The sequence below is a fragment of the Candidatus Edwardsbacteria bacterium RifOxyA12_full_54_48 genome (assembly GCA_001777915.1).
In the GTDB taxonomy this organism is placed as follows: Bacteria; Edwardsbacteria; AC1; order AC1; family EtOH8; genus UBA2226.
In genome coordinates this window covers 167,291-189,562 of the sequence record MFFN01000004.1, presented here as the reverse complement: position 1 = coordinate 189,562, position 22,272 = coordinate 167,291, and the positions used below count along the sequence as shown (strand labels likewise).

Sequence of the window (22,272 nt, the reverse complement as noted above, 5' to 3'; positions counted from 1 at the left end):
ATGAATTTAAAAAAAGATAGTCATGGTCTATGGTCAATAACTGACAACGAGAATGATAAAGATAACTTGCGTTTTTGTGAGTATTTTTTAAAATATATAAACTTACTTGATATTATATTTGCTTCAGCGAAAGATAAATGTGAGTTTGAATTTCTGTTTAGTATTTTTAATATTAAGGGGCAGATGGATCCCGGCTGGGATACTATGGATACAATCAAAATAATTATTCCTGAAATTGTTGATGTTCATAACAAAATAGAAAATAAATTAATAAAATTTCATTTGAAACTTTGGACATACTGTTCAATTCTTGAAGCGTCGTCAATATATGAGGTAATTGGCAATTTGATTTGTGTTGCCAACGGGGAGCGCTATAGTGTTAATATATTCCCAAATATAATAAATAAAAATAATAATAAATCAAGACCTCAAACCCCTAATGAAAAAATAATTCAAATTAAAAAGTGGGCTTCAGGCACTAAATATTTTGATGCGGTCAAAATATATAAAGATATTTGGGATCAGGATATAAGAAATGCAACATATCATTCAGATTATACAATTCATAAAGATGAGATGAGATTATTCAATTCAAAGAAAAATGGTATATATAAAATATTTCAAGTTGAAGAATTAGCAATGAAAGCCCTTGCCTATTATGAATCTTTCTTTTCTTTATATGAGCATTATTTAAAAAGCTATGAAAAGCCTGTTGTCTTGAAATTGCATCCTGATTGTAGTGATTGGCCAGGTGAGTGGGAGGTAATAATACATGAAGGTAATGGTGCTCGAGGTATACAAAATAAAAGGGCAAAAGAGGATATCCTTAATCATGTTTTGGTTCAAAGAGTAGCGCATATTACAAAGCAACAAGAAAAATATTTAAGAGATAATCCTTATACTGCTATTATTCCCGAGGATATTATATAGTTATGTATATGACAAATATAAATATTAAAGACTTAAAATCCATTCCCGGCGTAGGACCCAGCATCGCCCAGGACCTGCACCAGCTGGGGATCCGCAAAGTCTCCGACCTCAAGGGCCGGGACCCGGAGAGGCTGTACCTGCAGTCCTGCCACCAGGCCGGGAAGCAGCTTGACCGCTGCCTGCTCTACGTTTACCGCTGTGCGGTCCAGTACGCCTCGGCCGGGAAACACGATCCGAAACTTTTAAAATGGTGGAACTGGAAAGATGGGATTGTCGATAATAAAAAAAGAGGATAGCCCGGCCATCATCCGCACCTCCGATCCCGGCTGGCTGGACAGGGCTTTAAAATCCTACCGCGACCGGCTGCCCTTTCATTTCACCGACGATGCCAACCTGGGGATAACCGAAAGCGACCTGGTGTCGGCGGTGTCCCTTATCCGACGGGCCGGGCGGACCGGGAAGGCGAGCTGGAAGGAGATCTCCCAGATATTGACCGGGATGGGCCTGTCCGGAGTGGGGATCTGGCTGATAGCCGCTTCCATTGCCTCTCCCGAGCCCACCAGCAAGCTGTGGATACTGCTGGCCGGCGGGGTGGTGCTGATAACCACCGGGGGCCTCAGCATTCTGAAAGCCCTGGGCCAGAAATGGCAGGTGCACGCCAAGTACGGCAAGCAGGAGATAATGGTCAGTCCGGGGGATGATAATTGAAATTATAACCAACCACAATCCACAAATTTAGCATTATGTCTTATGGGGATGCAAACCAATCACAATCACTATATATTGAGGAGAGACGATGAATTTATTTGCAGGAAACCTGGCCAAGGAAATGACCGAGGCCGAACTGAAGGAGGTCTTTGAGAAGTTCGGCCAGGTGACATCAGTGGCCTTTGTGATGGACCGATACAGCGGCCAGCCCCGCGGCTTTGCCTTTGTGGAGATGCCGGTGAAATCCGAGGCCCTGGCGGCCATAGACAATCTGAACGGCCGGGTGGCCCTCAAGGGCAAGGCCATATTCGTCAAAGAAGCCCGTCCCCAGGAAAAGGGCCACGGGGGTCATCGTCCTTCGAATCGCAATAAAAGAAGGTAACCAGATAATATAAATACCACAGGTTGATATGAAAACCTTAGTAATTTATTACTCCCGCACAGGCATCACTAAAAAGATCGGCCAGGCCATCGCTTCAAAGATCCAGGCAGACACCGAAGAGATCATAGACCTCAAGGACCGCCAAGGGGCATGGGAATACCTCAAGGCCGGGCGCGATGCCATGAAACGGATCCCGGCTGATATCGCCGAAACCAAAAAGGATCCGGCCCAATACGACCTGGTGGTCGTAGGAACCCCGGTGTGGGCCGGCAACATGGCCTGCGCCATCCGGACCTATATCGGCCGGAACAAGGACCGGATCAAAAAGCTGGCCCTGTTCTGCACCCTGGGCGGCTCCGGGGACCAGAACACATTCAATGAGATGGAATCGCTTTCCGGCCAGACGGCGGCGGCCAAATTGACCGTCAAGGCCCGCGAGGCCGGAAAGCCGGAGAGCGATGCCCGGCTGGACGAGTTTGTTAAGCAGATCCAAAAATAAAACATCTAATATCTATTTTGGAGTCTAGTATGAAATTAGCAATATGGGTCCTTTGTGCTATAACTTCACAAGTTTTTACACAACAAGAGCACAGTTTTAAAGAGTTCTATGACATTATGGAAAACTCAAAATTTACATATACAATTTCCGAACTTAAGGAAACTGTGCAAGATACAGCAACACCCCCATTGCCTATTTCAGCTGATACAAAAGCAATAGAGAAGAAAAATGGAATAGAGATTGTATTCTATAAACGAAGTTCTGAATCCAAGAAATTGTTAGAAGCGGTTGAAGCAAATTACAAAAACAAAAATAATGAAAAGGTGCGTGCTTTGTGCATCGAAATGCTGGCCATTGATTCGATGGATTCAAAGATATTGACATATTTGGGGGAAACTTATCAAAAGGAAAATAAATATAATGAAGCGATAGGTTGGTATAATAAAGCATTGAAAGCTAATTATAATAATTGGTTAACCCATATGTCGCTTGGCAAGTGTTATTCAGATATGGCCAATGCTGATAATAGTTACGGGAAAAAGTGTATTGAGGAATATGCTACAGCAATGTTATTGAATCGAAGTTTTAAATTTCTTGAATTAAATTATCAAAAAATATGCAAAAAATACAACAAAGAATACAACATTTGGCGATTTGTACCACAATGCAATATCAGAAAAAACAAGAAAACGGTTTATATAGAAACCGACGAGACTTGGCTGGGCTATGCTGTAGCAAAAGCAGTTAGAGAATATGAGCCAGGATATTCTACTAAAAATAAAGCCGATAAAAAAACTGTCAAAATAGACACAAGTGAAGAAAAGGAATATTTACTTAATTTTATTACAGCAAACGCAGAAATTGATAGCAGCGATTCCCAGCAAAGATATTTTAAGCCAAAAGCAAATGTTACAGATCCTGCGGCAATTACACTTATCGAGGCGGTCAATAAAGGGATGCTTAATGAATATATTATTTATGAAATGTGGTTGCCCAAAAATCCAATAATAATCTACGGCTTACCGCGTGAATCACTTGAAGGACTTGTTAAATATGTGCTTGAAGTGCGCACTTCAGAAGACTGATATATAAAATAACTCAACCGTTCATATTTTCAAACCGTAATGGCGCGCATCCCCGAGGAAATAATCGACGAGGTCCGGCAGTCCAACGACGTGGTGGAGGTGCTGGGGCAGTATCTGTCGCTTAAGAAGACCGGCAGCACCTACAAGGCCCTGTGCCCCTTCCATCAGGAACGGACCCCCTCCTTCGTGGTGACCCCGGTCAAGCAGATCTGGCATTGCTTCGGCTGCGGCAAGGGCGGCAACGTCATTTCCTTTCTGATGGAGCATGACAAGGTCTCCTTCATCGAGGCCTTAAGGACCCTGGCCAAGCGGGCCAACATAACTTTGCCCACCTCCGACGACTATAAGGAAGGGGCCCACGACCTTTTATACCAGGCCAACGAGTTCGCCGCCAAATTCTTCCAGGAGCGACTGGCCTCCGGCATCGGGACCGCCGCCCGGGAATATCTCAAGAACCGCGGCATCAGCGACCAGTCCATAGAATTTTTCCGGCTGGGATACGCCCCCAACGCCTGGGAGGACCTGATCAGGGCGGCAGGCAAAGGGGGCTTAAGCCTGCAGCTGCTGAAGGAGGCCGGACTTATAATCGCCCGCGATGAGAGCAACGGATACTACGACCGGTTCCGGCACCGGATAATATTTCCCATATTCTCCCTGAGCGGCCGGGTGATCGGGTTTGGCGGGCGCAGCCTGGAGCAGAATCCCCAGGCCAAATACCTCAACTCTCCGGAGACGCCCATCTATCACAAGGGGCGGGGCTTCTACGGATTCTGCCAGGCCAAGAGCCCGGTGCAGGACGCCGGAAAGGCCATCCTGGTGGAGGGCAATTTCGACCTGATCATCCCCTACCAGCACGGTTTCAGGAACATTCTGGCCACCTCGGGGACGGCCTTAAGCAGCGACCAGGCCAAGCTGCTATCCCGCTACGCCAAGCAGGCGGTGTTATGCTACGATCCCGATGCCGCCGGCCAGAACGCCACCGACCGGGCCATCCCCCTGCTGCTGGAGGCCGGGATAGACGTCAAGGTGGCGGTGCTGCCTCATGAGATGGATCCGGACCTGGCCATCCGCCGGGAGGGGGAACAGGCCTTTGCCGCCATCATCGAAACGGCCATCACCTTCATCGAGTTCAAGGTGATGCGGGCCCGGCTGATGTCCGACCTGTCCCAGGTGGCCGACAAGAGCGCCCTGGTGAACAATCTTTTGAACCTGCTGGCCCTGGTGTCCGACCCGGTGAGGAAAAATTATTATAGAAAAGAAATTGCAGAATCTACCGGTATAGAAGAAAATTTTGTGATTGAGCTTATTCAAAAGAAAGATGGTCTAAAGCCATCCTTTACGAGCTTAGGACAAGAAGTCAATAGTGAAAATAAATATGAAAAACAAATACTCTCTATCTTATTACGAAGGCCTGAAAAAATCGTAATAATTTTACAAGAATTATCAGAACAAAAATTAACTTCAGAAATATTGACAAACCTTCTTAAAAAACTTGAGGCAATTTACCAAGATAAGGGAAAGATAGATGGTGCCAACATTGTTCTAAAATTTGAAAGCAACGAAGAGCAAACCCTTCTTTTAGATGCTCTGGCGGATAAAGAAACGCAAGATGATTCGCTAGATAGTGCAGAAGTGGATGATAAATCGTTGTTTGATTGTATAGATACAATGCGTCAGTTGAAACTTAAGCCCAGGCGAGAGGCTATAATGAAAGAATTGATAAAAGTAAAAAACACCGGGGATGTTATTTTGGAAAACAAACTATTAAATGAATTTAGGGATTTAACCCCAAAGCGAAAAATACTCAAAACAGACGAAAATAAGCAATAAGTATATATAACCAATTATTAGGAGAGGCCATGGAGGACCGCAACATCAAGAAGAAGATCAAGCAGATAATCAGTTTCGGCAAGGCCCAGGGGTTTATCACCTACCAGAAGCTGAACGAAATGCTGCCCGAGGATATCGTCTCTCCTGAGGAGCTGGAGAATTTCATCATGATGCTGGCCCAGACCGGCGTGGAGGTGGTCAATTCCGAAGAGGAGTGGAACCAGATCAAGGAGGCGCGGGAGAAGGCCAAGGGCAAAGAGGAGGAGGCGGCGGAAGTGCCCGTCGGGCTGCGCTTCGACGATCCGGTGAGGATGTACCTGCATGAGATCGGGCGGGTCCCCCTGCTGGACCGGGAGAAGGAGATCGAGATAGCCAAGAAGATAGAGGAATGCCAGAGGCAGATCCTGAGCCTGTCTTTTTCGGCCCCGGTCAACATGAAGGAGTTCATGCGCCTTTCCAAGCAGTTCGAAAAGCATGAACTGGCCATGGAGGAACTGGTGCAGACCGATATCGACGGCTGGATGCCGCAGTATTCCTCCAGCCGCAAAAGGCAGAAGATCCTGCAATTGCTGAAGAGGATCCACCGGGATTACAAGGATGTTGAGTATCTCTCCGCCCTCAAGAATCAGGAGAAGGCCGGACCAAAGATAAGCCAGCGCCGGGAGAAGATCCTGACCAACCTTCAGGCGTTGAAGCTGAGCAACGAATTGCTTAATTCCATGGTCCACCGCCTGCTGAGCCTGTCCTTCCAGATAAAGACCCACCAGAAGGAGAGGGACCGCGCTTTGGGCCATTGCAAACTGAGTGTCCAGGAGCTGGACAAGATGGCCCGGATCCTGAAATCGGGCAAGAAGCTGAAGAAAGAGGAAAAGGCCAGGCTGAAGGTCCCCAAAGACAAACTGCTCTGCTACTGGCAGGAGGTCCACGCTGCCCAGAAGCAAATGACCGCCCTGGCCAAGGATGCCAGGACCACCCCGGAACAGGTGATGGAGCTGGCCGACAGCGTCAGAAAGATGCAGTTCCAGCGGGACTATGCCAAAAAGGAGATGGTGGAGGCCAATGTCAGGCTGGTGATATCCACCGCCAAACGCTACATCAACCGGGGCCTGGAGTTCCTGGACCTGATCCAGGAGGGCAACTCCGGGCTGATGCGGGCGGTGGAGAAGTTCGACTACCACAAGGGCTACAAGTTCTCCACCTACGCCACCTGGTGGATCCGGCAGGCCATCACCCGGGCCATCGCCGACCAGGCCCGTACCATCCGGGTTCCGGTGCACATGATCGAGGCCATCAACAAGGTCTCCAAGGCCTCCCGCAAGCTGGTCCAGGAGTACGGCCGGGAGCCCACCAGCCACGAGATCGCCGAGCACATGGAGCTGCCGTTCGACAAGGTGCGCTCCATAATCAAAGTGGCCCAGGAGCCGATCTCCCTGGACAAGCCCATCGGGGACGACGAGGACACCGTCTTCGGCGATTTCATCGAGGACGCTTCGGCCAAGTCCCCGGCCCGCACCGCCAACTTTCTGATGCTGCGGGACCAGATCGAGAAGGTGCTGGCCACCCTCTCCAAGCGGGAGGAATCCATCATCCGCCTGAGGTTCGGCCTCAACGACGGCTGTCCAAGGACCCTGGAGGAGGTGGGGGCCATTTTCAACGTCACCCGGGAGAGGGTGCGCCAGATAGAGGTCAAGGCCCTGCGCAAGCTGCGCCATCCCTCCCGCAGCAAGCGTCTGGAGGGCTTCTCCGACGTGATCTAGCCCGAAAATATTTAATACAATCTTAATTGACAGGGGCAGGGTTTTGTGTTATAAATAGGCGGTAGCCAGCGTGGCTGCCGCCTAAAATTTGATCCAATGAATAAAGTAAAATGAAAAAATTACTCACAGCGATAGCTATTTTTGCGATGGCGTTTGGTTCGGTATCGGCGGCCGAGCTTTTCCCTGGGGTCACCGGCCGCCCGCTGATAGACTCATTGCGGAAATATTACAAAAGCACCAGAATACTTGCATATGCAGGATCACCAGACCCTAGAGATACCCTGTTCGGTGAAATATACTTGACCGCCAATGACAGTTTAGAATGTGTTTACAGCGGTTATATCATCTATATGCAACCGGGGCAGGATCCGGATGATGAGGCGCTTGCCAATGATATAAATTGTGAACATACGTGGCCCCAGAGTTTATTAAATACTTCACAGACGCCAAATCCCACAGGTGATATGCATCATCTGTTCCCCACCAGGCAACTGGTCAATGCTGACAGGGGTGCTTCTCCTTTTGCCGAAATATCTGACGCCAGCACCCAGTACTGGTACTACAAGAATATTGAAAGAAGCACATCTATCCCGTCTTCAAATATTGACGGCTATGCTGAAGTAAACCTGAACGTTGGAACGCCCAGTTGCGAACCGCGGGAAATTCAGAAAGGCAATACAGCTCGAGCCATGTTCTACATGCTGACTATGTATCAACTGCCCGATACGACCTTGGCTTGGTGGACAGGGCAGAAATATACATTACGGAATTGGCATCTTACCGACCCATCGGATGCCCTGGAAAAAACGAGGACTTGGCTGATAGCCGCCTACCAGCAGAACAAGCCCAACCCCTTTGTGATAGACAGCTCGCTGGTGGACCGCTGCTACTTCCCGGAATATCTGAACACCAGCGTGTATTTCGCCGCCACTTCGGTGACCAAGGCAGAGGGGGACGCCCCCTTCAACATTGCGGTCTCCATCTCCGCGCCCAGCGCCGGCAGCGCCACCTCGGTGCAAGTTGTACTGACCGGAGGATCCGGCACCGCGGCAGACATCAACAGTTACACCACCCAGACCCTAAGCTTTCCGGCGGGATCTTCGGCCAACCAGAACGTAAGCATCACCATCACAGATGATGCCCTAGAGGAGGGCACCGAGACCCTGATATTCAAGCTGCGGAACGTTTCCGGCGGCAGCAGCGCCGCCATCGGCGCCGACAGCGTCCTCACCCTGACCCTGGGCGACAATGACGATGTCACCGCCCCGGTAATCGCCTCCGGACCCACAGTCAATGGTATCACCTCCTCCTCGGCCACGGTTAATTGGACCACCGACGAGGCCTCCAATTCCTGGGTCTACTACGGCCTGACCACCACTTACTCCGACACGGCAAAGAACGAAAGCGATGTCACCAGCCATTCGGTGGAACTTTCCGGCCTTGCGGCTTCAACCACCTATCATTACAAGGTTTCCTCCACCGATCCCATGAACAACGGACCCACCTATTCCGGGGACAATACCTTTGCCACCACGGCGGCCGGCGGGTTCACCGTGGTGATAAATGAAGTGAACGAACAAAACAGTTCAATCCCCGGATACTTGAATGAATACGTGGAATTATATAACAACACTGCCGGTACGGTCAGTTTAAACGGATGGCAACTGAGGCAGTATGGCAGCGCATATACCACCACCTTTGGAGCAAGCGACCAGATTACAGCCGGCGGGTACTTCGTCGTGGTTCGGTCATCAACCGGCAATTGGTCCAACTATTACAGTATTCCCTATAACCTGGTCGGCTCTTTGATATTGAACGGCGGAGAAACCTTCAGTCTGCGGGATGCCGGCAACGCTTTGGTGGATTCAACGATCACCTTTGGAACTTACTATTGCCAGTACCGCAGCCGTCCGTTTTCCAGCGGGACCCTGCCCGCCAGCTGGTACGGAGACGCCGCCAACGGCACCACTGCCACCTATGGCACTCCCGGCGGGGCCAACCCCAACGATCCTTTGGGCGTGGAGCTGGCCTATTTCACCGCCCTGGGCGAGCCGGGCCAGATCACGCTTAAGTGGGTCACCGCCAGCGAGATCAACAGCTACCAATGGCAGGTCTGGCGGTCTCTGGATTCTTTAAATTATTACCAATTGATGGTTTCCCTGCCGACGGCCGGCAACAGCAACGAGATCCACAACTACGGTTGGACCGACAGGAACGTGTTGACGGGGGTTGATTATTACTATCGTCTGCTGGAAAAGGACATCAACGGCGACTCGGCTGTTTATGGCCCAGTGAGGGCCGCGGCAACTCCGGGTATTTCCGGAAATGATCCGGGCGGATGGGTGAACTGCAGCCCCAACCCCTTTAAAAGCAATATAACTTTTCGATATAATTTGCCTCAGTCCGGTTCTGTAAAACTGGACATCTATAATGTATCCGGACGGTTGGTAAGGGCTTTCTCTGAAAACAATGGACCGGCCGGACAGAATTATTTCAACTGGAACGGCCGGGGAGAGGACGGGAAGGCCTGTCCGGCAGGAGTGTATTTCTTCAGGCTGGCGGCCGGCGGCAGCGAACAGCATGGCAGGGTCATACTTATAAAATGATAAATACAATAACTGGGAGGCCCGGGAGATGAAAAAATATGTGTTGATGGCCATATTGGGCGGTTTGATGCTGACCCCGTATGCCCAAGGGCAATTGCTGGTAGATAATTTCGATTATACCGCCGGCACCAATCTGACCGATAACGGATGGACCGCTCACAGCAGCGCTGGTTCTAACCCCATTACGGTGTCTTCGGGGGGCCTTAGCTATACCGACTACGCCTCCTCTGGCATCGGCAACGCCGCCTCGGTGGACAGCACTGGGGAAGATGTGAGCCGCACCTTTGATGCGGGGATAACCAGCGGATCGGTCTATGCGTCATTTCTGGTCAATGTGGCGTCGGGCGGCGCTCCAACGGGATATTTCCTGCATTTGGGTCCCAATCCGATTGGAACGACCTTTCTGGGACGGGTCAACGTGACTAACGATGCCGGAAGCAATCTCGAATTCGGGTTGCAGAAAACCACCGAGACGGCAGTCTACACAGATAACAATTATTCCTACGGCACCACATACCTGGTTGTCTTGAAGTACACGTTCTATACTGGATCGACCACCAACGACAGCCTGTGCCTTTATGTGATATCATCGGGGGTCCCGTCCTCGGAGCCGGCCACCCCCGCCATCGGCCCCATAGGTGCCGTGGGCGCCGATGCTGCCGAACTGGGTACCATCGCTTTGCGGCAGTATAACGCCGCCCAGAGGATCACGGTGGACGGTATTCGGATCGGCACCTCATGGACGGATATTGTTCCTGCCGTCTCCGGAGGCTCCGACGTCAGCATCGGTGCGGGCGCCGAGCCGGCCTCAATTTCGGCCCTGTTGGACAGCGATGCCGAGAAGGTGCTTAATTTCGATTTCCGGGTCAAGGATGATTCCACCGGGGGCGACGCCTTAAATACTTTGATCGAAAAGATCATCATTGCCAAAGGGACCGGGAACGATATAATCAATTGGTCGGGCGTGATTGACGGGGTAAAGCTGTTCGACGGTTCGGCCGATTCGTCCTCGGGCACGATCTATGCCGACAGCATCGTCTTCTCCGGCATCGACCATTCAGCAGGCAAACTGGGCGAAGTGACAGATAACGGCAGCAAGACATATCAATTGAAGCTTTGGCTTAAGGGCGACCTGGGCGCGCTCAAGGCCACCATCGACAACAACAACCTGGCCCTCAAGGTGGACCGAACCAGCTTCACGGTGGACGCCGCCGGCACCCCCTTCGCCAGCGGCGCTGGCACGGCGGTGGAATCCGGCGCTTCCAACAATGCCATCACTGTGACAGCCACCAGGCTCAACATTTCTTCAGAACCTCCAGCTTCAGTTGACGTCAGTGTCGACTTTGGGTTATCGGTTGAGGCAGCCGACGGCAACGGCAACCGCGATCTGGATGCGACCAATAGCACCACTCTGACCCTGCTGGGCGGGACGGGAAATCTGACCTCGGCAGCCGGACTGACCCAGAGCCTGGCTTCGGGATTAAGGGCCTGGAGCGACCTGCAGTACGACCTGGCCGAGTCCGGCCTGACCATCGAGGCCTCGGCCTCCGGCCTGGCTCCGGACACCACCATCAGCTTTGGAGCCATCGGCGGGGCGCCCAGCGTTCAGGCCAGCAATATCGTCTTCAGCGAAGTCTCCGAGAACCAGCTGATCATCAGCTGGACCAACGGCAATGGCAGCGCCCGGATAGTGCTGATCCAGCAGGGCAGCCCGGTGGACGCCGATCCGGTGGATGGCAACAGTTATTTCCCCAGCTCCACATATCTGATGGGACAGGAGATCGGCACCGGGAACTATACCGTTTACTCCGGTAGCGGGAACTGCGACACAATCCTGGGGTTGGCCCCCAACACCACCTATCATTTTGCAATATATGAGTACAATGGCTCGGGGGGCACGGAGAATTACCTGACCTTAAGCCCGGCGGTCGACAGCCAGCTGACCACCGAGCATTTCGATGCCGGGGATTACCGGTCGCTGAAGACCGGGACCTGGACGGACCTTTCGTCATGGGAGACTTACAACGGGACCGTCTGGGGAGCCGCCAGCCAGCCGCCCTGTTCCACCAATAACATAATCATCCGGAGCAGCGACACCATCACCGTCGATGCCGATGGCTCCTGCAAAAACGCCACTTTTCTGGGGGCCAATTACGGGACCAGGCTGGACATCGACAATTACACCCTGGCGGTCCATGGGATGCTCAACGCCGACGGTGTGACCCTGAACGATTATCTGATCCGCTGCAACTCGGGACGACTCAGATTCGTGGGCGGCGCCCGGATCCTGTTCGGCGACAACTGGGGAGCCTACGGCACCAGGTGGCGGATGGAGGTGGCCCTGGCCCCCGGTGACACCGGGACGTCCTCCAAGAACATCAAGGCCGCCGATATCATCATGTCCTCCGGCGTTTTCAGGGGGGGGGACGTCCGGGCCGACTCGGGCCTGGTTTCCACCGGGACCCTCTCGGTGGCGACAGGAGCCTCGCTGATAGCCCGAAACATATCCCGCACCTCGTCCGGCTCGGCCACCTGCCGCAGAATAGCAGTGGACGGCATATTGGAACTTTACGGATCGAGCATCGCCGGGGACAGCATACTGGTCAACAACGGAGCGGTGTTCAGGAGCAGCTATTATCTGGGGCACGGCGTGGCCGGTGTTCTGCAGTATGCCAACGGGGCCACCCTGGAATATGCCGGGACATCCGCCCAGCATACCCGCCAGGAGCTGCTGACAGTGATGCCCAACATCAGAATCAACAACTCGAACAACGTTACCATGGATACCACTACTACGGTCGAAAGTTCATTGACTTTGAATAACGGCAACCTGAACACCGGGATCGACTCGCTGATCCTGGGCTCCAGCGCCACCCTAAGCGGGGAACAGGCAGGCCGCTACGTGATCGGGAAACTGCTGACCTCAAGGGCGGTGGGCACCGGGAGCTCCAGCTTCGGCGGGGCAGGGGTGTCGCTAAACTCGGGGGCCGATGATCTGGGGACGGTCAACCTGACCCGCATCTCGGGAACGGCCGGCCAGGCGGTGGCCAGCATAACCGGAGCCGACGCCGACACCAGCATCGCCCGCAAATGGAACATCACCTCCGACAACCCACCATCCGGCGGAAGGAGCCTGACGCTGTCCTGGGTTTCCGACGACGATAACGGCCGGGATCTGACCACCGCACAGCTGTGGAAGAGCCTGGACGGCGGGAGCACCTGGACCGTAGCCTTCAGCCCCCAGGATGCTTCCTCCAGCAGGTCCATCACCGAAAACGTGACCTCGTTCTCGGCCTGGACGGTCAGCGACGCCGCCAACCCCCTGCCGGTGCAGCTGGCTTCGTTTGCCGGGGCATTGGAGAACGGGAAGGTGGTGCTTAAATGGATCACATCCTATGAATCCGCCACCGATAGCTGGAGGATAGAGAGATCGACCCTCTCGGCAGGCCCCTATCGTTTAACTGGCGAGATCGAAGCCTACGGCCAGCCCCACCAGTATCAATGGATCGATAACAACGCCGGATATAATGCTCAATATTATTACCGCCTGGCCCAGATCGATGACGACGGAAGTATTGCTTATTATGGGCCGGTGATGGTGGCCAGCGGAACTCCTGCTTCTTTGCTATCAAGGCTTATCTCCTGCGGCCCCAGTCCGTTCAGCTCCTCTGCCAGAATATGCTATCAGGTGGGCCCAGGCAATGCCGAGGTCAATCTGACCGTCTATAATATCGTTGGGCAGGCCGTCCACACCAGGAATTTGGGCCTCAAGGGTTCCGGCTCCTATGAGGCCGGCTGGGACGGGTCCGATGATAATGGCCGAAAACTGTCCACCGGGGTATATTTTGTCAACCTAAAGATCGGCCAGTCCAATTTCATGAAGCGACTGACCCTGCTCAGGTGATTTTTTATTAAAACCAAAAAAGGGACAGGCCTGGGCCTGTCCCTTTTTATCATTGGTTTGCTAAAAATAAATTCTGTATGAGGCGAAATAAAGGTCCGAATAGGTGCCAAATTCGGATCTAATTATCCCGGCACTGCCGGGAATGGTTTCGGGCGCTTTCCCCCAACCCTTGTAAAATCCGCAAGACAAGTAACTGTTCTGGGTAAGGTTATAATCGAACTGCTGGTTTAAAACAATGGGTATCGTCAATATTCAGGATCGGTTGGGTGCCGGAGTTCAACAAGGGAGTCAGCTGGTAATTCAAGCCGACCGTAAGATAGTTTTTAGCCATAAGATGGACAATATTGTCCCGGTAGGCAGGCTTGGTATGATTTTCCACGTAAGCAGAGGGAAGGTGTTCTCCGAAACCGTTGAAATGATACTCCCCGAAGGCATAGATCCTATCGCTTAACCGGTAATCGGCGCCGGCCGATAATCTCAAGGCATCTTCGTAAGCTTTTCATAATCTGTATATCCGGCCTCCAGCCAGACCGTTGACCGATCAAAATAATTATTAATTATTGACACCATTGGTGGTATAATGATATCTTTACAATATATTAATTCCATCATTCGAAGATGAAGCACATACAAGGTTTAAATCAGATAAATCCTTTTATAGTGGACCGAAGATCAAAATACGCAGTCACCTCTTTTCCGGTCGTTTCGGAGGATGATTTCAAGCAAAAGAGCAAGCTTCTGATGAAAGACAAAAGATTCCGGCAGGCTGATCATAATATCGTTGCTTACCGGATCAAGAACGGCGATGGCGGGATCATGGAATATAAGAACGACGGATATAACTCTCCCTCCAAGGAGTCCGGGGCCGGGGTGATGATGCTGGAGATCATGCGGAATAAGAAGGCCGAGAACCTCTGTGTCGTCGTCACCCGCTGGTATGGCGGGGTGCACCTTGGAGCAGACCGGTTCAAGCATGTCCGGGATGCGACAATTGAAATATTAAAATGAGATTTGATGAACGGGCCTGATAAAATAAAAATCATCGACACCCACGCCCACCTGACCAAAAGCGACTTCAAGAACGACCGGGATCAGGTGATCAATAGAGCGCAGGATGCAGACGTTGAATACATCATAAACATCGGCTACGACCTGAAGACCAGTATCGCTTCGGTGGAGCTGGCCGAGAAATATGATTGCTGCTATGCTGCGGTGGGCATCCATCCCCATGACGCCAAAACGTTGGATGAAAAAACATTCAAAGAGTTGGAGTCTTTGGCCAAGAATCCCAAGGTTGTGGCCATCGGAGAGATGGGGCTGGATTTCCACCGGAACCTATCCCCCAAAGAAATCCAGATAGAAGCTTTCAATAAACAGCTGGTTTGGGCGGAGACCCTGAACTTGCCGGTGGTAGTTCATGATCGCGACGCTCATCAAGAGACGATGGATATCCTGAAGGGACACTCTGATCTCAAGGTTGTTCTCCATTGCTTTGCCGGAGATGCCGAGATGGCTATAGAGGCCAAGCAAAGGGAATATCTTCTATCGGTTGGAGGTCCGGTCACCTTCAAGAATTCCAAACACCTTCCCGAAGTGCTTAAAACGGTTGAGCTGGAGAACCTGATGCTGGAGACCGATTGCCCATATTTGGCTCCTGCCCCGCATCGCGGCCAGCGTAACGAACCGGCTTATTTGCCCATCATCGCCCAAAAGATAACGGAATTACTGGCCCCACTCACTTATGATGATATCTGCCGCGTTACCACTCTTAATGCCAAGAAGTTCTTCAATATCGGAAGAATAGACCCGGCCAAGATCGCTTATCAAATAAGGAACTCGCTTTATCTGAATATCACAAACCGCTGCACCAATGCCTGTGTGTTTTGCATCCGGCAGAAGACAGATTTCATCAAGGGGCATAACCTAAGGCTGGAAAGGGAGCCAACTTTTCAGGAGGTGATAGCTGCCATCGGTGACCCGTCAAAATACCGGGAGGTGGTCTTCTGCGGCTACGGCGAGCCGATGTTACGGCTGGATCTGGTTAAACAAGTGGCCGGCTGGCTTAAAAGCAAAAATGCCCAGGTGCGGATAAACACCAACGGGCATGGCAACCTGATCGCCGGACGTGATATAATTCCTGAATTAAAAGGATTGATAGATGAGGTCTCCATCAGCCTTAATGCCGGGGACCAGGAGACCTACGACAGGATATGCCCCAGCCGGTTCTCCGATAAAGCCTTTGTGGCGTTGCTTGATTTTGCCAGGGGTTGCCGGATGGTGGGAATAAAAACCACGGTGACGGTGATGGATATGCCAGGGGTGGATCTTGAACTGGCTGAACAGACAGCCCAGAAGCTGGGGGTCACTATCCGCGTCAGACATTACGATGTGGTGGGATAGTGGGAAGCGTATCATTTAACAAAAGCTTATCTCCCCAGAAAAAATACGGCCAAAATTTTCTGATCTCGCCGGCGGTGGCCGAAAGAATCGTAAATGCCGCCGAGCTGGGATCAAACGAGACGGTGCTGGAGATCGGGCCAGGCAAGGGCGTGTTGACAGCACTAATGACCGACCGGTGCCGCAAAGTTTGGGCGGTGGAGATAGATCCCCGGCTGGTAGAAACCCTGACAACAATGTTCGGACAAAACGAAAAAATCAAGATCGTCAATCATGATATCCTACAATATGATCTTGATGAAATGATAAAAGAATCCGATAGGCCATTCAGGGTAGTGGCCAACCTGCCTTATAATATAACGGTTCCCATCCTGGAAAAACTGATAGACTGCCGCCAGCATATTGCCAGCATAATAGTGATGGTTCAAAAGGAGATGGCCGAGCGCCTATCAGCCAAACCCGGCAGCAAGGATTACGGCTCGCTATCGGTATTCGTTCAATATCATCTGAAGGTAGAAAAATTATTCAACGTATTGCCCGGCTCCTTTTTCCCCAAGCCCAAGATAACATCATCGGTGATAAAATTAACACCGCATAAAAATCCGCCGGTGACACTGGAGGGGGAAGCTGACTTTTTCAATTTTGTGAGATTATGTTTTTCCCAGAGGAGAAAGATGCTGCGCTCGGTGCTTAAACAGCATAATAAATGGGAGGTGATCGGCAATCGAATATCGGACGAGGTCGATCTTACCCGGAGAGCTGAGACGATGAACCTGAGTGAATTCGTCAAGCTATATAACATTTTTAAGGCGGACCAGCGATGATAAAGAGCCTTTTCATTTCAATGCGGCCCAGACAGTGGACGAAAAATCTGATAATATTCGCCGGCCTGATATTTTCCCAGAACTTAGGCCATCCGCTGCTGCTGGCAAAGACCATCATTGCCTTTATATTGTTCTGCGCCATTTCCGGCGCGGTCTATATTATCAATGATCTACTGGACTACAGTTTCGATCAATTGCATCCGGTAAAAAAGCAGAGGCCCATTGCCAGCGGCGCCCTGCCCCGGCCAGCCGCCTTGGCAGCAGCGGTGATACTGGGTTTTGCCGGCAGCGCTCTCTCGTTCCTGATAAATCTGCCGTTCGGGGCTGTGGCGCTCTCCTACCTGCTGTTGATGCTGGGCTACAGCCTGTGGCTCAAACGCTTGGTGATAATTGATGTATTTGTGATCGCGGCGGGATTCGTCCTCCGGGCGGCGGCCGGGGCCGAGGCAGTCGACGTGCCTATCTCCGACTGGCTGCTGATCTGCGTGATACTATTGTCGCTGTTCCTGGCCCTGGCCAAAAGAAGGCAGGAGATGAAAACCCTGGAAAATGGCGCTGCCGCTTACCGCCAAGCTCTTTCCGATTACAGCGATAAACTGCTGGATCAGATGATCGCGGTGGTCACTGCGGCGGTGGCCGTCAGCTACAGCCTTTACACCATGTGGCCGGAGACGGTGGAAAAATTCGGTAGCAGTAATTTGAAATACAGCATACCCATTGTGCTGTATGGTATATTCAGATATCTTTATCTTATCTACCGGAAAGATCAGGGGGAGCAGCCGGAGATGGTGCTTTTGAACGACCGCTGGCTGTTATCCAGCGTGGTGGCATATGTTCTGGCGGTATGGATGATAATCTACCTATGAAAAAGGCTCCCTGTTGTCAGGGAGCCTACGATTTCAATGATGTTTAAATTCCGATCTTGGCTTTTCTGGTTCTGGCCTTGGCTGACTTCAGTCTCTTGCGAACGCTGGGTTTCATAAAATACTCGCCTTTGCGAATATCGGCCAGTAAACCTTCCTTGATACACTTGCGCTTAAAGGTTCTTAAAGCTTTATCGAATGAATCATTGCTTTCAACGGTTACCTTCGTATTAAATCACCTCCGATTCTCAATAATGAAAGCAAGTAAGAGTATATGTTGCTTTTAATTTAGACTTAAAATATACAACATTTTAAGCGTTTTGTCAAGTTTTATTTTGCATACCCAACATCAAGCAGGACAAGTGTTTAGAAATAAAATTTCTTTGACTGTCTTTTTAGCATTTGAATTTTAATCTAAAAATCATTAATATACATTATGTATATAGTTATATTTATAATCCTTGTGGTGATTATATCATGCAGCTTGCTTTTTCTGGGATATATTGTCTGGCGGGCAAGGTTCGGCCGGCCGGCCGGGAATTATATTCCCATTCTGACCTATCATAAGGTTGATAAAAAATTCGAACTGGGCGGGACCTGGACCACACCAGAGCAATTCCAAAAACATATGGACTATCTCAAGGCCAAGGGCATAACTCCGGTAACGCTTTCCCGGGCGGTGGAGTTGATGAAGAGCGGCGAGGGCAGAAATAAAAAACATATCTGCCTTACCTTCGATGATGCCTATGAGGGATTGTATAATTATGCCTGGCCCATTCTGCAAAAGCATGGATTTTTAGCCACCATTTTTGTGGTCACTGATTATGTGGGAAGGGAGAACGACTGGGATGTCAACTGGGGAGGCCGTAAATTCAGGCATCTGGGATGGAAGCAGATCATTGAGATGTCGGAAGCCGGCATCGAATTCGGGTCCCACACCCGCACCCATCAGGACCTTCGCCGACTTGACGATGAAGAGCTGAGGGAAGAACTGGCTGGGGCAAAAAATATTTTGGAAAAATATCTGGGGCAAAAAATCGGGACGTTGTCCTATCCCTTCGGCCGTTATGATCAACGGGTGATGGAGGCTGCTGGCGAATACGGCTATGAGGCGGCCTGCAGTCTTTCTCCCCAAATGAAAAACAACCAGATAAATTTTATGGCCCTGCGTCGCAGTGCGATTTATATCACCGATATGATGTGGAATTATCGGAATAAAATATTCCAGGAAGGACGGTTTTTTTGGCTGCAGGACCTGTGGTGTCGGATGGTAAATTTTTGTGCCGGGGGAACAATAGTTGTGCAAAACATAATAAAATTGTTTCGCTCATCCCCAAAGAAGTTTGAATGATAAATTTCCCCAAACCCGTAAGATGCAGTATTTACAATACTTGCGAACTTATTTTAAAATCTAAAGACATTGAACATATTGGTATTAAAGGGTTTGGCAACTATTTAAAAAAAAATCTTATAAAAACAGGATTTTAATATCCACAACACAATATATTGTGTTGTGGATATTATTTTATCTATAATCAGCTATAAACAATCATAGAGCTTGTAAAGCATTGATTTTAAAGGATTTTTCAAGCTTAGTAAGAATTCATTAAAATCTAATCAAAAATAAATAAATTTTTGCAAAAAATATTCTTGACAAAAATACAATATGTTGTATATTTATAAACAAATAACACAAGATTATAAAAAAGGTTTTATTATTTTGGGTGCCGATCAAAAACCGGCTCCTAAAAAAAAGGAGGTGAAAATAATGGCTTGTGCAAAGAAAGCTGCTAAGAAGGTAGTCAAGAAGGCGGTAAAGAAGGTTGCTAAGAAGAAAAAATAATTGCGTGACTAGCATGAGTGCTTCAAAACCATAAATAACATTAAAGGGAGAATCAACATGCCAGTAAAGAAGAAAGCCGTCAAGAAAGCCACCAAGAAGGTCGTCAAGAAGAAGAAAAAATAACTGATTGAAAAATCAGGTGTGCTCAAGCGCCCCGGTTATGCCGGGGCGCTTTGTTGTTTTCGTTACTGCCTCCGGTCCCGGGCGGATGTCCGCTTGACTTTGCAATTTGATATAACTTATAATGTCAATTCATGCCTTTATCTTCAGGTCGTTGTAAATGAAAGAACTGATAAAACTCAAAAAATACGTCGGCCGCCACAAGTGGAAGATCATGGCCGGTCTGCTGGCCCTGATCTTGGTTGACATCCTGCAGTTATTCATTCCACAGGTGCTGAAGCTGACCATCGATGCCCTGGCCGGCGGCACCGCCACGCTGTCATTGATAATGACATATGGCTGGTGGGTAATTGCCATTGCCCTGGGGATGGGTGCGGGGCGCTTCTTCTGGAGATACTTCATCATCGGTTCGGCCCGCCGCATAGAGCGGGAACTGCGCCAGGATTTTTTTTCACACCTGGCGTTCCTGGATTTTTCATTCTTTGACGAACACAAGACCGGCGACCTGATGGCCCACGCCACCAATGATATCAACGCCGTTCGGATGGCCCTGGGCTTCGGAATGGTGATACTGACCGACATCGTGGTGCTGGGCATAGCCTCCCTCTATATGATGTTCCATATCTCCCCCCGGCTGTCGCTGTACGCCCTGATCCCACTTCCTTTCTTAAGCCTGGTGGTGGCCTTTTTCGGGCAGATGATCAGGAAACGTTTTGAGCAGGTACAGGCCTCCTTCTCGGAGCTTACCGAAAGGGTGCGGGAAAATATCTCCGGCATCCGGGTGGTAAAGTTCTTCGTGCAGGAGGAGCCGGAGAAACAGCAGTTTCGGGAATCCAGCCGGGATTATTATGCCAAGAACATGAAGCTGGTCAAAGTATGGGGCGCTTTTTTTCCGATCATAATGTTCATCGCCTCGCTCTCCCAGGGAATAACATTCCTGGCCGGGGGGAACCTGGTGATATTCGGCAGTGTTTCTCTGGGCGAGTTCGTGGCCTTCTCGGCCTATCTGGGAATACTTATCTGGCCGATGATCGCCATCGGACAGGCCATCAACGTGTTCCAACGCGGGGCCGCCTCGCAGGGGAGGCTCAACCGGATCTTTGCCACCAGGACCGAGATCGCCGACCAGCCGGGATGTCAAAGGCTTGAAAGAGCCCAGGGCCGGCTGGAATTTAAGAACGTCAGCTTTTTTCATAACGGGAAGTCCCGGCCGGCCCTGAAGGAGATATCCCTGAAAATAGAGCCGCAACAATTGATAGGCATAACCGGCGCCATTGGTTCGGGAAAATCCACCATAGTTAATTTAATTCTGAGATTGTACCAGCACCAAAGCGGGAAGATATTTTTGGATGGACGGAACATCTCCGATTATTCCATGGAATCATTGCGGGGCCAGGTGGCCTTTGTTCCCCAGGACAGTTTTTTATTCTCCGACACCATCAGGGAGAACATCTCTTTCGGCCGCCCGGAGATGAAGGATTCCCCCGAGTTGGAAAAAGCGGCCCGGATCGCGGCGATTCACGAGGAGATCAGTTCCTTTCCCAGGGGCTACCAAACGGTGGTGGGCGAGCGGGGGGTGACCCTATCCGGAGGGCAGAAACAAAGGGTGGCCCTGGCCCGGGCCCTGCTGATGGACCGGCCGATATTGATATTGGACGACGCCCTGTCGGCAGTGGACGCCGATACCGAACGACGGATATTGAATCAGCTATCAGCGGAGTTCTCAAAACGCACGGCCATCGTCATCTCACATCGCATCTTTGCCATCCAGGATGCCGATTTTGTAATAGTGCTGGAACAGGGCCAGATAGCCGAGCAGGGGAATCACCAGGAGTTGTTGGCCCTTAAAGGAAAATATTACGAGATGTACAAGCTACAGCAGTTGGAACGGGAGCTGGCAACGAAATAAAAAGTATAATCATATAATTACCACTAATGTGCTGGTCACCTTGAAACAGATCACTATAAATTTAAGGAGATATAAATGCAGAAAGAGATGCCCCAGAAAGGCGACCTGATCGCCGTCATCAAAACCAACCAGGGAGAGATGCATTTTCGCCTGTTTGACAAATTGATAACCGAGGGGGTCAAGAATTTCACCGAGCTGGCCCGGGCCGGCAGATATAAGGATGTGCCATTTCACCGCATCATCAAGGATTTTATGGTCCAGGGCGGGGATTTTACCAACAAGAACGGCACCGGCGGCCACTCCCACAAAGGGCCCGGCACCACCATCGGCGACCAGTATCATCCCGACCTGAGCCACATCCGGGGGGCCCTGTCCTATGCCAAGACCAGCCTGCCAAACAGCATCGGGTCACAGTTCTTCATCGTCCATCCGGCCAAGGGGGTTCCTTTCCTGGACCACCCAACGGACGGAGGGCCGGCCGAGGGCTATACCGTTTTCGGCCAGATGTATCAGGGCTTTGAGGTGCTGGACGCCATCGCCGGGGCCAAGACCAAGGCCAATGACAAACCGGTTGAGCCGATGACCATCACCGATATCGAGATCGGAAATTTCTAA

Annotated in this window: 18 protein-coding genes; all 18 read left to right on the top strand. The window is 50.7% G+C overall.

Features of this window, described 5'->3' with window-relative positions; translation table 11 throughout:
* The 18 genes from A2273_02460 (at position 1) to A2273_02375 (ending at position 22,272) form a co-directional block, all read left to right on the top strand.
* Complete coding sequence (locus tag A2273_02460) at positions 1–930, top strand: hypothetical protein (GenBank protein OGF07352.1); 930 nt, start codon at positions 1–3, stop codon at positions 928–930.
* Positions 931–953: 23 nt separating this feature from the next.
* Positions 954–1,226 (top strand): pathogenicity locus, encoded by a 273-nt coding sequence (locus A2273_02455; GenBank protein OGF08000.1) that lies wholly within the window; start codon positions 954–956, stop codon positions 1,224–1,226.
* A complete protein-coding gene (locus A2273_02450) occupies positions 1,201–1,638 on the top strand; it encodes a hypothetical protein (protein ID OGF07351.1) in 438 nt (145 codons plus the stop codon). The genes A2273_02455 and A2273_02450 overlap by 26 nt, the downstream gene beginning before the upstream one ends.
* 88 nt (positions 1,639–1,726) lie before the next feature.
* A complete protein-coding gene (locus tag A2273_02445) occupies positions 1,727–2,020 on the top strand; it encodes a hypothetical protein (GenBank protein OGF07350.1) in 294 nt (97 codons plus the stop codon).
* 28 nt (positions 2,021–2,048) lie between these two features.
* Entirely contained in the window at positions 2,049–2,519 is a 471-nt protein-coding gene (locus A2273_02440) for a hypothetical protein (protein ID OGF07349.1), read from the top strand.
* Positions 2,520–2,548: 29 nt separating this feature from the next.
* Complete coding sequence (locus tag A2273_02435) at positions 2,549–3,604, top strand: hypothetical protein (GenBank protein ID OGF07348.1); 1,056 nt, start codon at positions 2,549–2,551, stop codon at positions 3,602–3,604.
* A gap of 39 nt (positions 3,605–3,643) precedes the next feature.
* Entirely contained in the window at positions 3,644–5,434 is a 1,791-nt protein-coding gene (locus A2273_02430; GenBank protein OGF07347.1) for a DNA primase, read from the top strand.
* 29 nt (positions 5,435–5,463) lie between these two features.
* Positions 5,464–7,191, top strand: a complete 1,728-nt coding sequence (locus A2273_02425) for an RNA polymerase sigma factor RpoD (protein OGF07346.1) — start codon at positions 5,464–5,466, stop codon at positions 7,189–7,191.
* Positions 7,192–7,880: 689 nt separating this feature from the next.
* A complete protein-coding gene (locus A2273_02420) occupies positions 7,881–9,797 on the top strand; it encodes a hypothetical protein (protein ID OGF07345.1) in 1,917 nt (638 codons plus the stop codon).
* 28 nt (positions 9,798–9,825) lie between these two features.
* Positions 9,826–13,701 carry a hypothetical protein gene (locus A2273_02415; GenBank protein ID OGF07344.1) on the top strand — a complete coding sequence of 1,292 codons (3,876 nt, stop codon included), beginning with the start codon at positions 9,826–9,828 and terminating at the stop codon, positions 13,699–13,701.
* A 235-nt stretch (positions 13,702–13,936) separates the two neighbouring features.
* A complete protein-coding gene (locus A2273_02410; GenBank protein OGF07343.1) occupies positions 13,937–14,152 on the top strand; it encodes a hypothetical protein in 216 nt (71 codons plus the stop codon).
* A 167-nt stretch (positions 14,153–14,319) separates the two neighbouring features.
* A complete protein-coding gene (locus tag A2273_02405; GenBank protein OGF07342.1) occupies positions 14,320–14,709 on the top strand; it encodes a hypothetical protein in 390 nt (129 codons plus the stop codon).
* Between the two features lie 6 nt (positions 14,710–14,715).
* Positions 14,716–16,101 (top strand): hypothetical protein, encoded by a 1,386-nt coding sequence (locus tag A2273_02400; GenBank protein OGF07341.1) that lies wholly within the window; start codon positions 14,716–14,718, stop codon positions 16,099–16,101.
* On the top strand, positions 16,098–16,922 hold the full coding sequence (locus A2273_02395; GenBank protein ID OGF07340.1) for a ribosomal RNA small subunit methyltransferase A: 825 nt from the start codon (positions 16,098–16,100) through the stop codon (positions 16,920–16,922). Before A2273_02400 ends, A2273_02395 begins: the two co-directional genes overlap by 4 nt.
* Positions 16,919–17,788, top strand: a complete 870-nt coding sequence (locus A2273_02390; GenBank protein OGF07339.1) for a hypothetical protein — start codon at positions 16,919–16,921, stop codon at positions 17,786–17,788. The genes A2273_02395 and A2273_02390 overlap by 4 nt, the downstream gene beginning before the upstream one ends.
* Positions 17,789–18,221: 433 nt before the next feature.
* On the top strand, positions 18,222–19,136 hold the full coding sequence (locus tag A2273_02385) for a hypothetical protein (protein ID OGF07338.1): 915 nt from the start codon (positions 18,222–18,224) through the stop codon (positions 19,134–19,136).
* A gap of 772 nt (positions 19,137–19,908) precedes the next feature.
* Positions 19,909–21,657 (top strand): hypothetical protein, encoded by a 1,749-nt coding sequence (locus A2273_02380; protein ID OGF07337.1) that lies wholly within the window; start codon positions 19,909–19,911, stop codon positions 21,655–21,657.
* Between the two features lie 75 nt (positions 21,658–21,732).
* The gene (locus A2273_02375) at positions 21,733–22,272 is read left to right on the top strand and encodes a peptidylprolyl isomerase (protein ID OGF07336.1); all 540 of its coding nucleotides are present in this window, start codon (positions 21,733–21,735) and stop codon (positions 22,270–22,272) included.

What these genes read in the sequence shown, in the direction of transcription:
- A2273_02460 (OGF07352.1), top strand. Translation starts at nt 1, where the DNA reads ATGAATTTAAAAAAAGATAGTCATGGTCTATGGTCAATAACTGACAAC.
- A2273_02445 (OGF07350.1), top strand. Translation starts at nt 1,727, where the DNA reads ATGAATTTATTTGCAGGAAACCTGGCCAAGGAAATGACCGAGGCCGAA.
- A2273_02440 (OGF07349.1), top strand. Translation starts at nt 2,049, where the DNA reads ATGAAAACCTTAGTAATTTATTACTCCCGCACAGGCATCACTAAAAAG.
- A2273_02435 (OGF07348.1), top strand. Translation starts at nt 2,549, where the DNA reads ATGAAATTAGCAATATGGGTCCTTTGTGCTATAACTTCACAAGTTTTT.
- A2273_02430 (OGF07347.1), top strand. Translation starts at nt 3,644, where the DNA reads ATGGCGCGCATCCCCGAGGAAATAATCGACGAGGTCCGGCAGTCCAAC.
- A2273_02425 (OGF07346.1), top strand. Translation starts at nt 5,464, where the DNA reads ATGGAGGACCGCAACATCAAGAAGAAGATCAAGCAGATAATCAGTTTC.
- A2273_02420 (OGF07345.1), top strand. Translation starts at nt 7,881, where the DNA reads ATGTTCTACATGCTGACTATGTATCAACTGCCCGATACGACCTTGGCT.
- A2273_02415 (OGF07344.1), top strand. Translation starts at nt 9,826, where the DNA reads ATGAAAAAATATGTGTTGATGGCCATATTGGGCGGTTTGATGCTGACC.
- A2273_02410 (OGF07343.1), top strand. Translation starts at nt 13,937, where the DNA reads ATGGGTATCGTCAATATTCAGGATCGGTTGGGTGCCGGAGTTCAACAA.
- A2273_02405 (OGF07342.1), top strand. Translation starts at nt 14,320, where the DNA reads ATGAAGCACATACAAGGTTTAAATCAGATAAATCCTTTTATAGTGGAC.
- A2273_02400 (OGF07341.1), top strand. Translation starts at nt 14,716, where the DNA reads ATGAACGGGCCTGATAAAATAAAAATCATCGACACCCACGCCCACCTG.
- A2273_02390 (OGF07339.1), top strand. Translation starts at nt 16,919, where the DNA reads ATGATAAAGAGCCTTTTCATTTCAATGCGGCCCAGACAGTGGACGAAA.
- A2273_02385 (OGF07338.1), top strand. Translation starts at nt 18,222, where the DNA reads ATGTATATAGTTATATTTATAATCCTTGTGGTGATTATATCATGCAGC.
- A2273_02380 (OGF07337.1), top strand. Translation starts at nt 19,909, where the DNA reads ATGAAAGAACTGATAAAACTCAAAAAATACGTCGGCCGCCACAAGTGG.
- A2273_02375 (OGF07336.1), top strand. Translation starts at nt 21,733, where the DNA reads ATGCAGAAAGAGATGCCCCAGAAAGGCGACCTGATCGCCGTCATCAAA.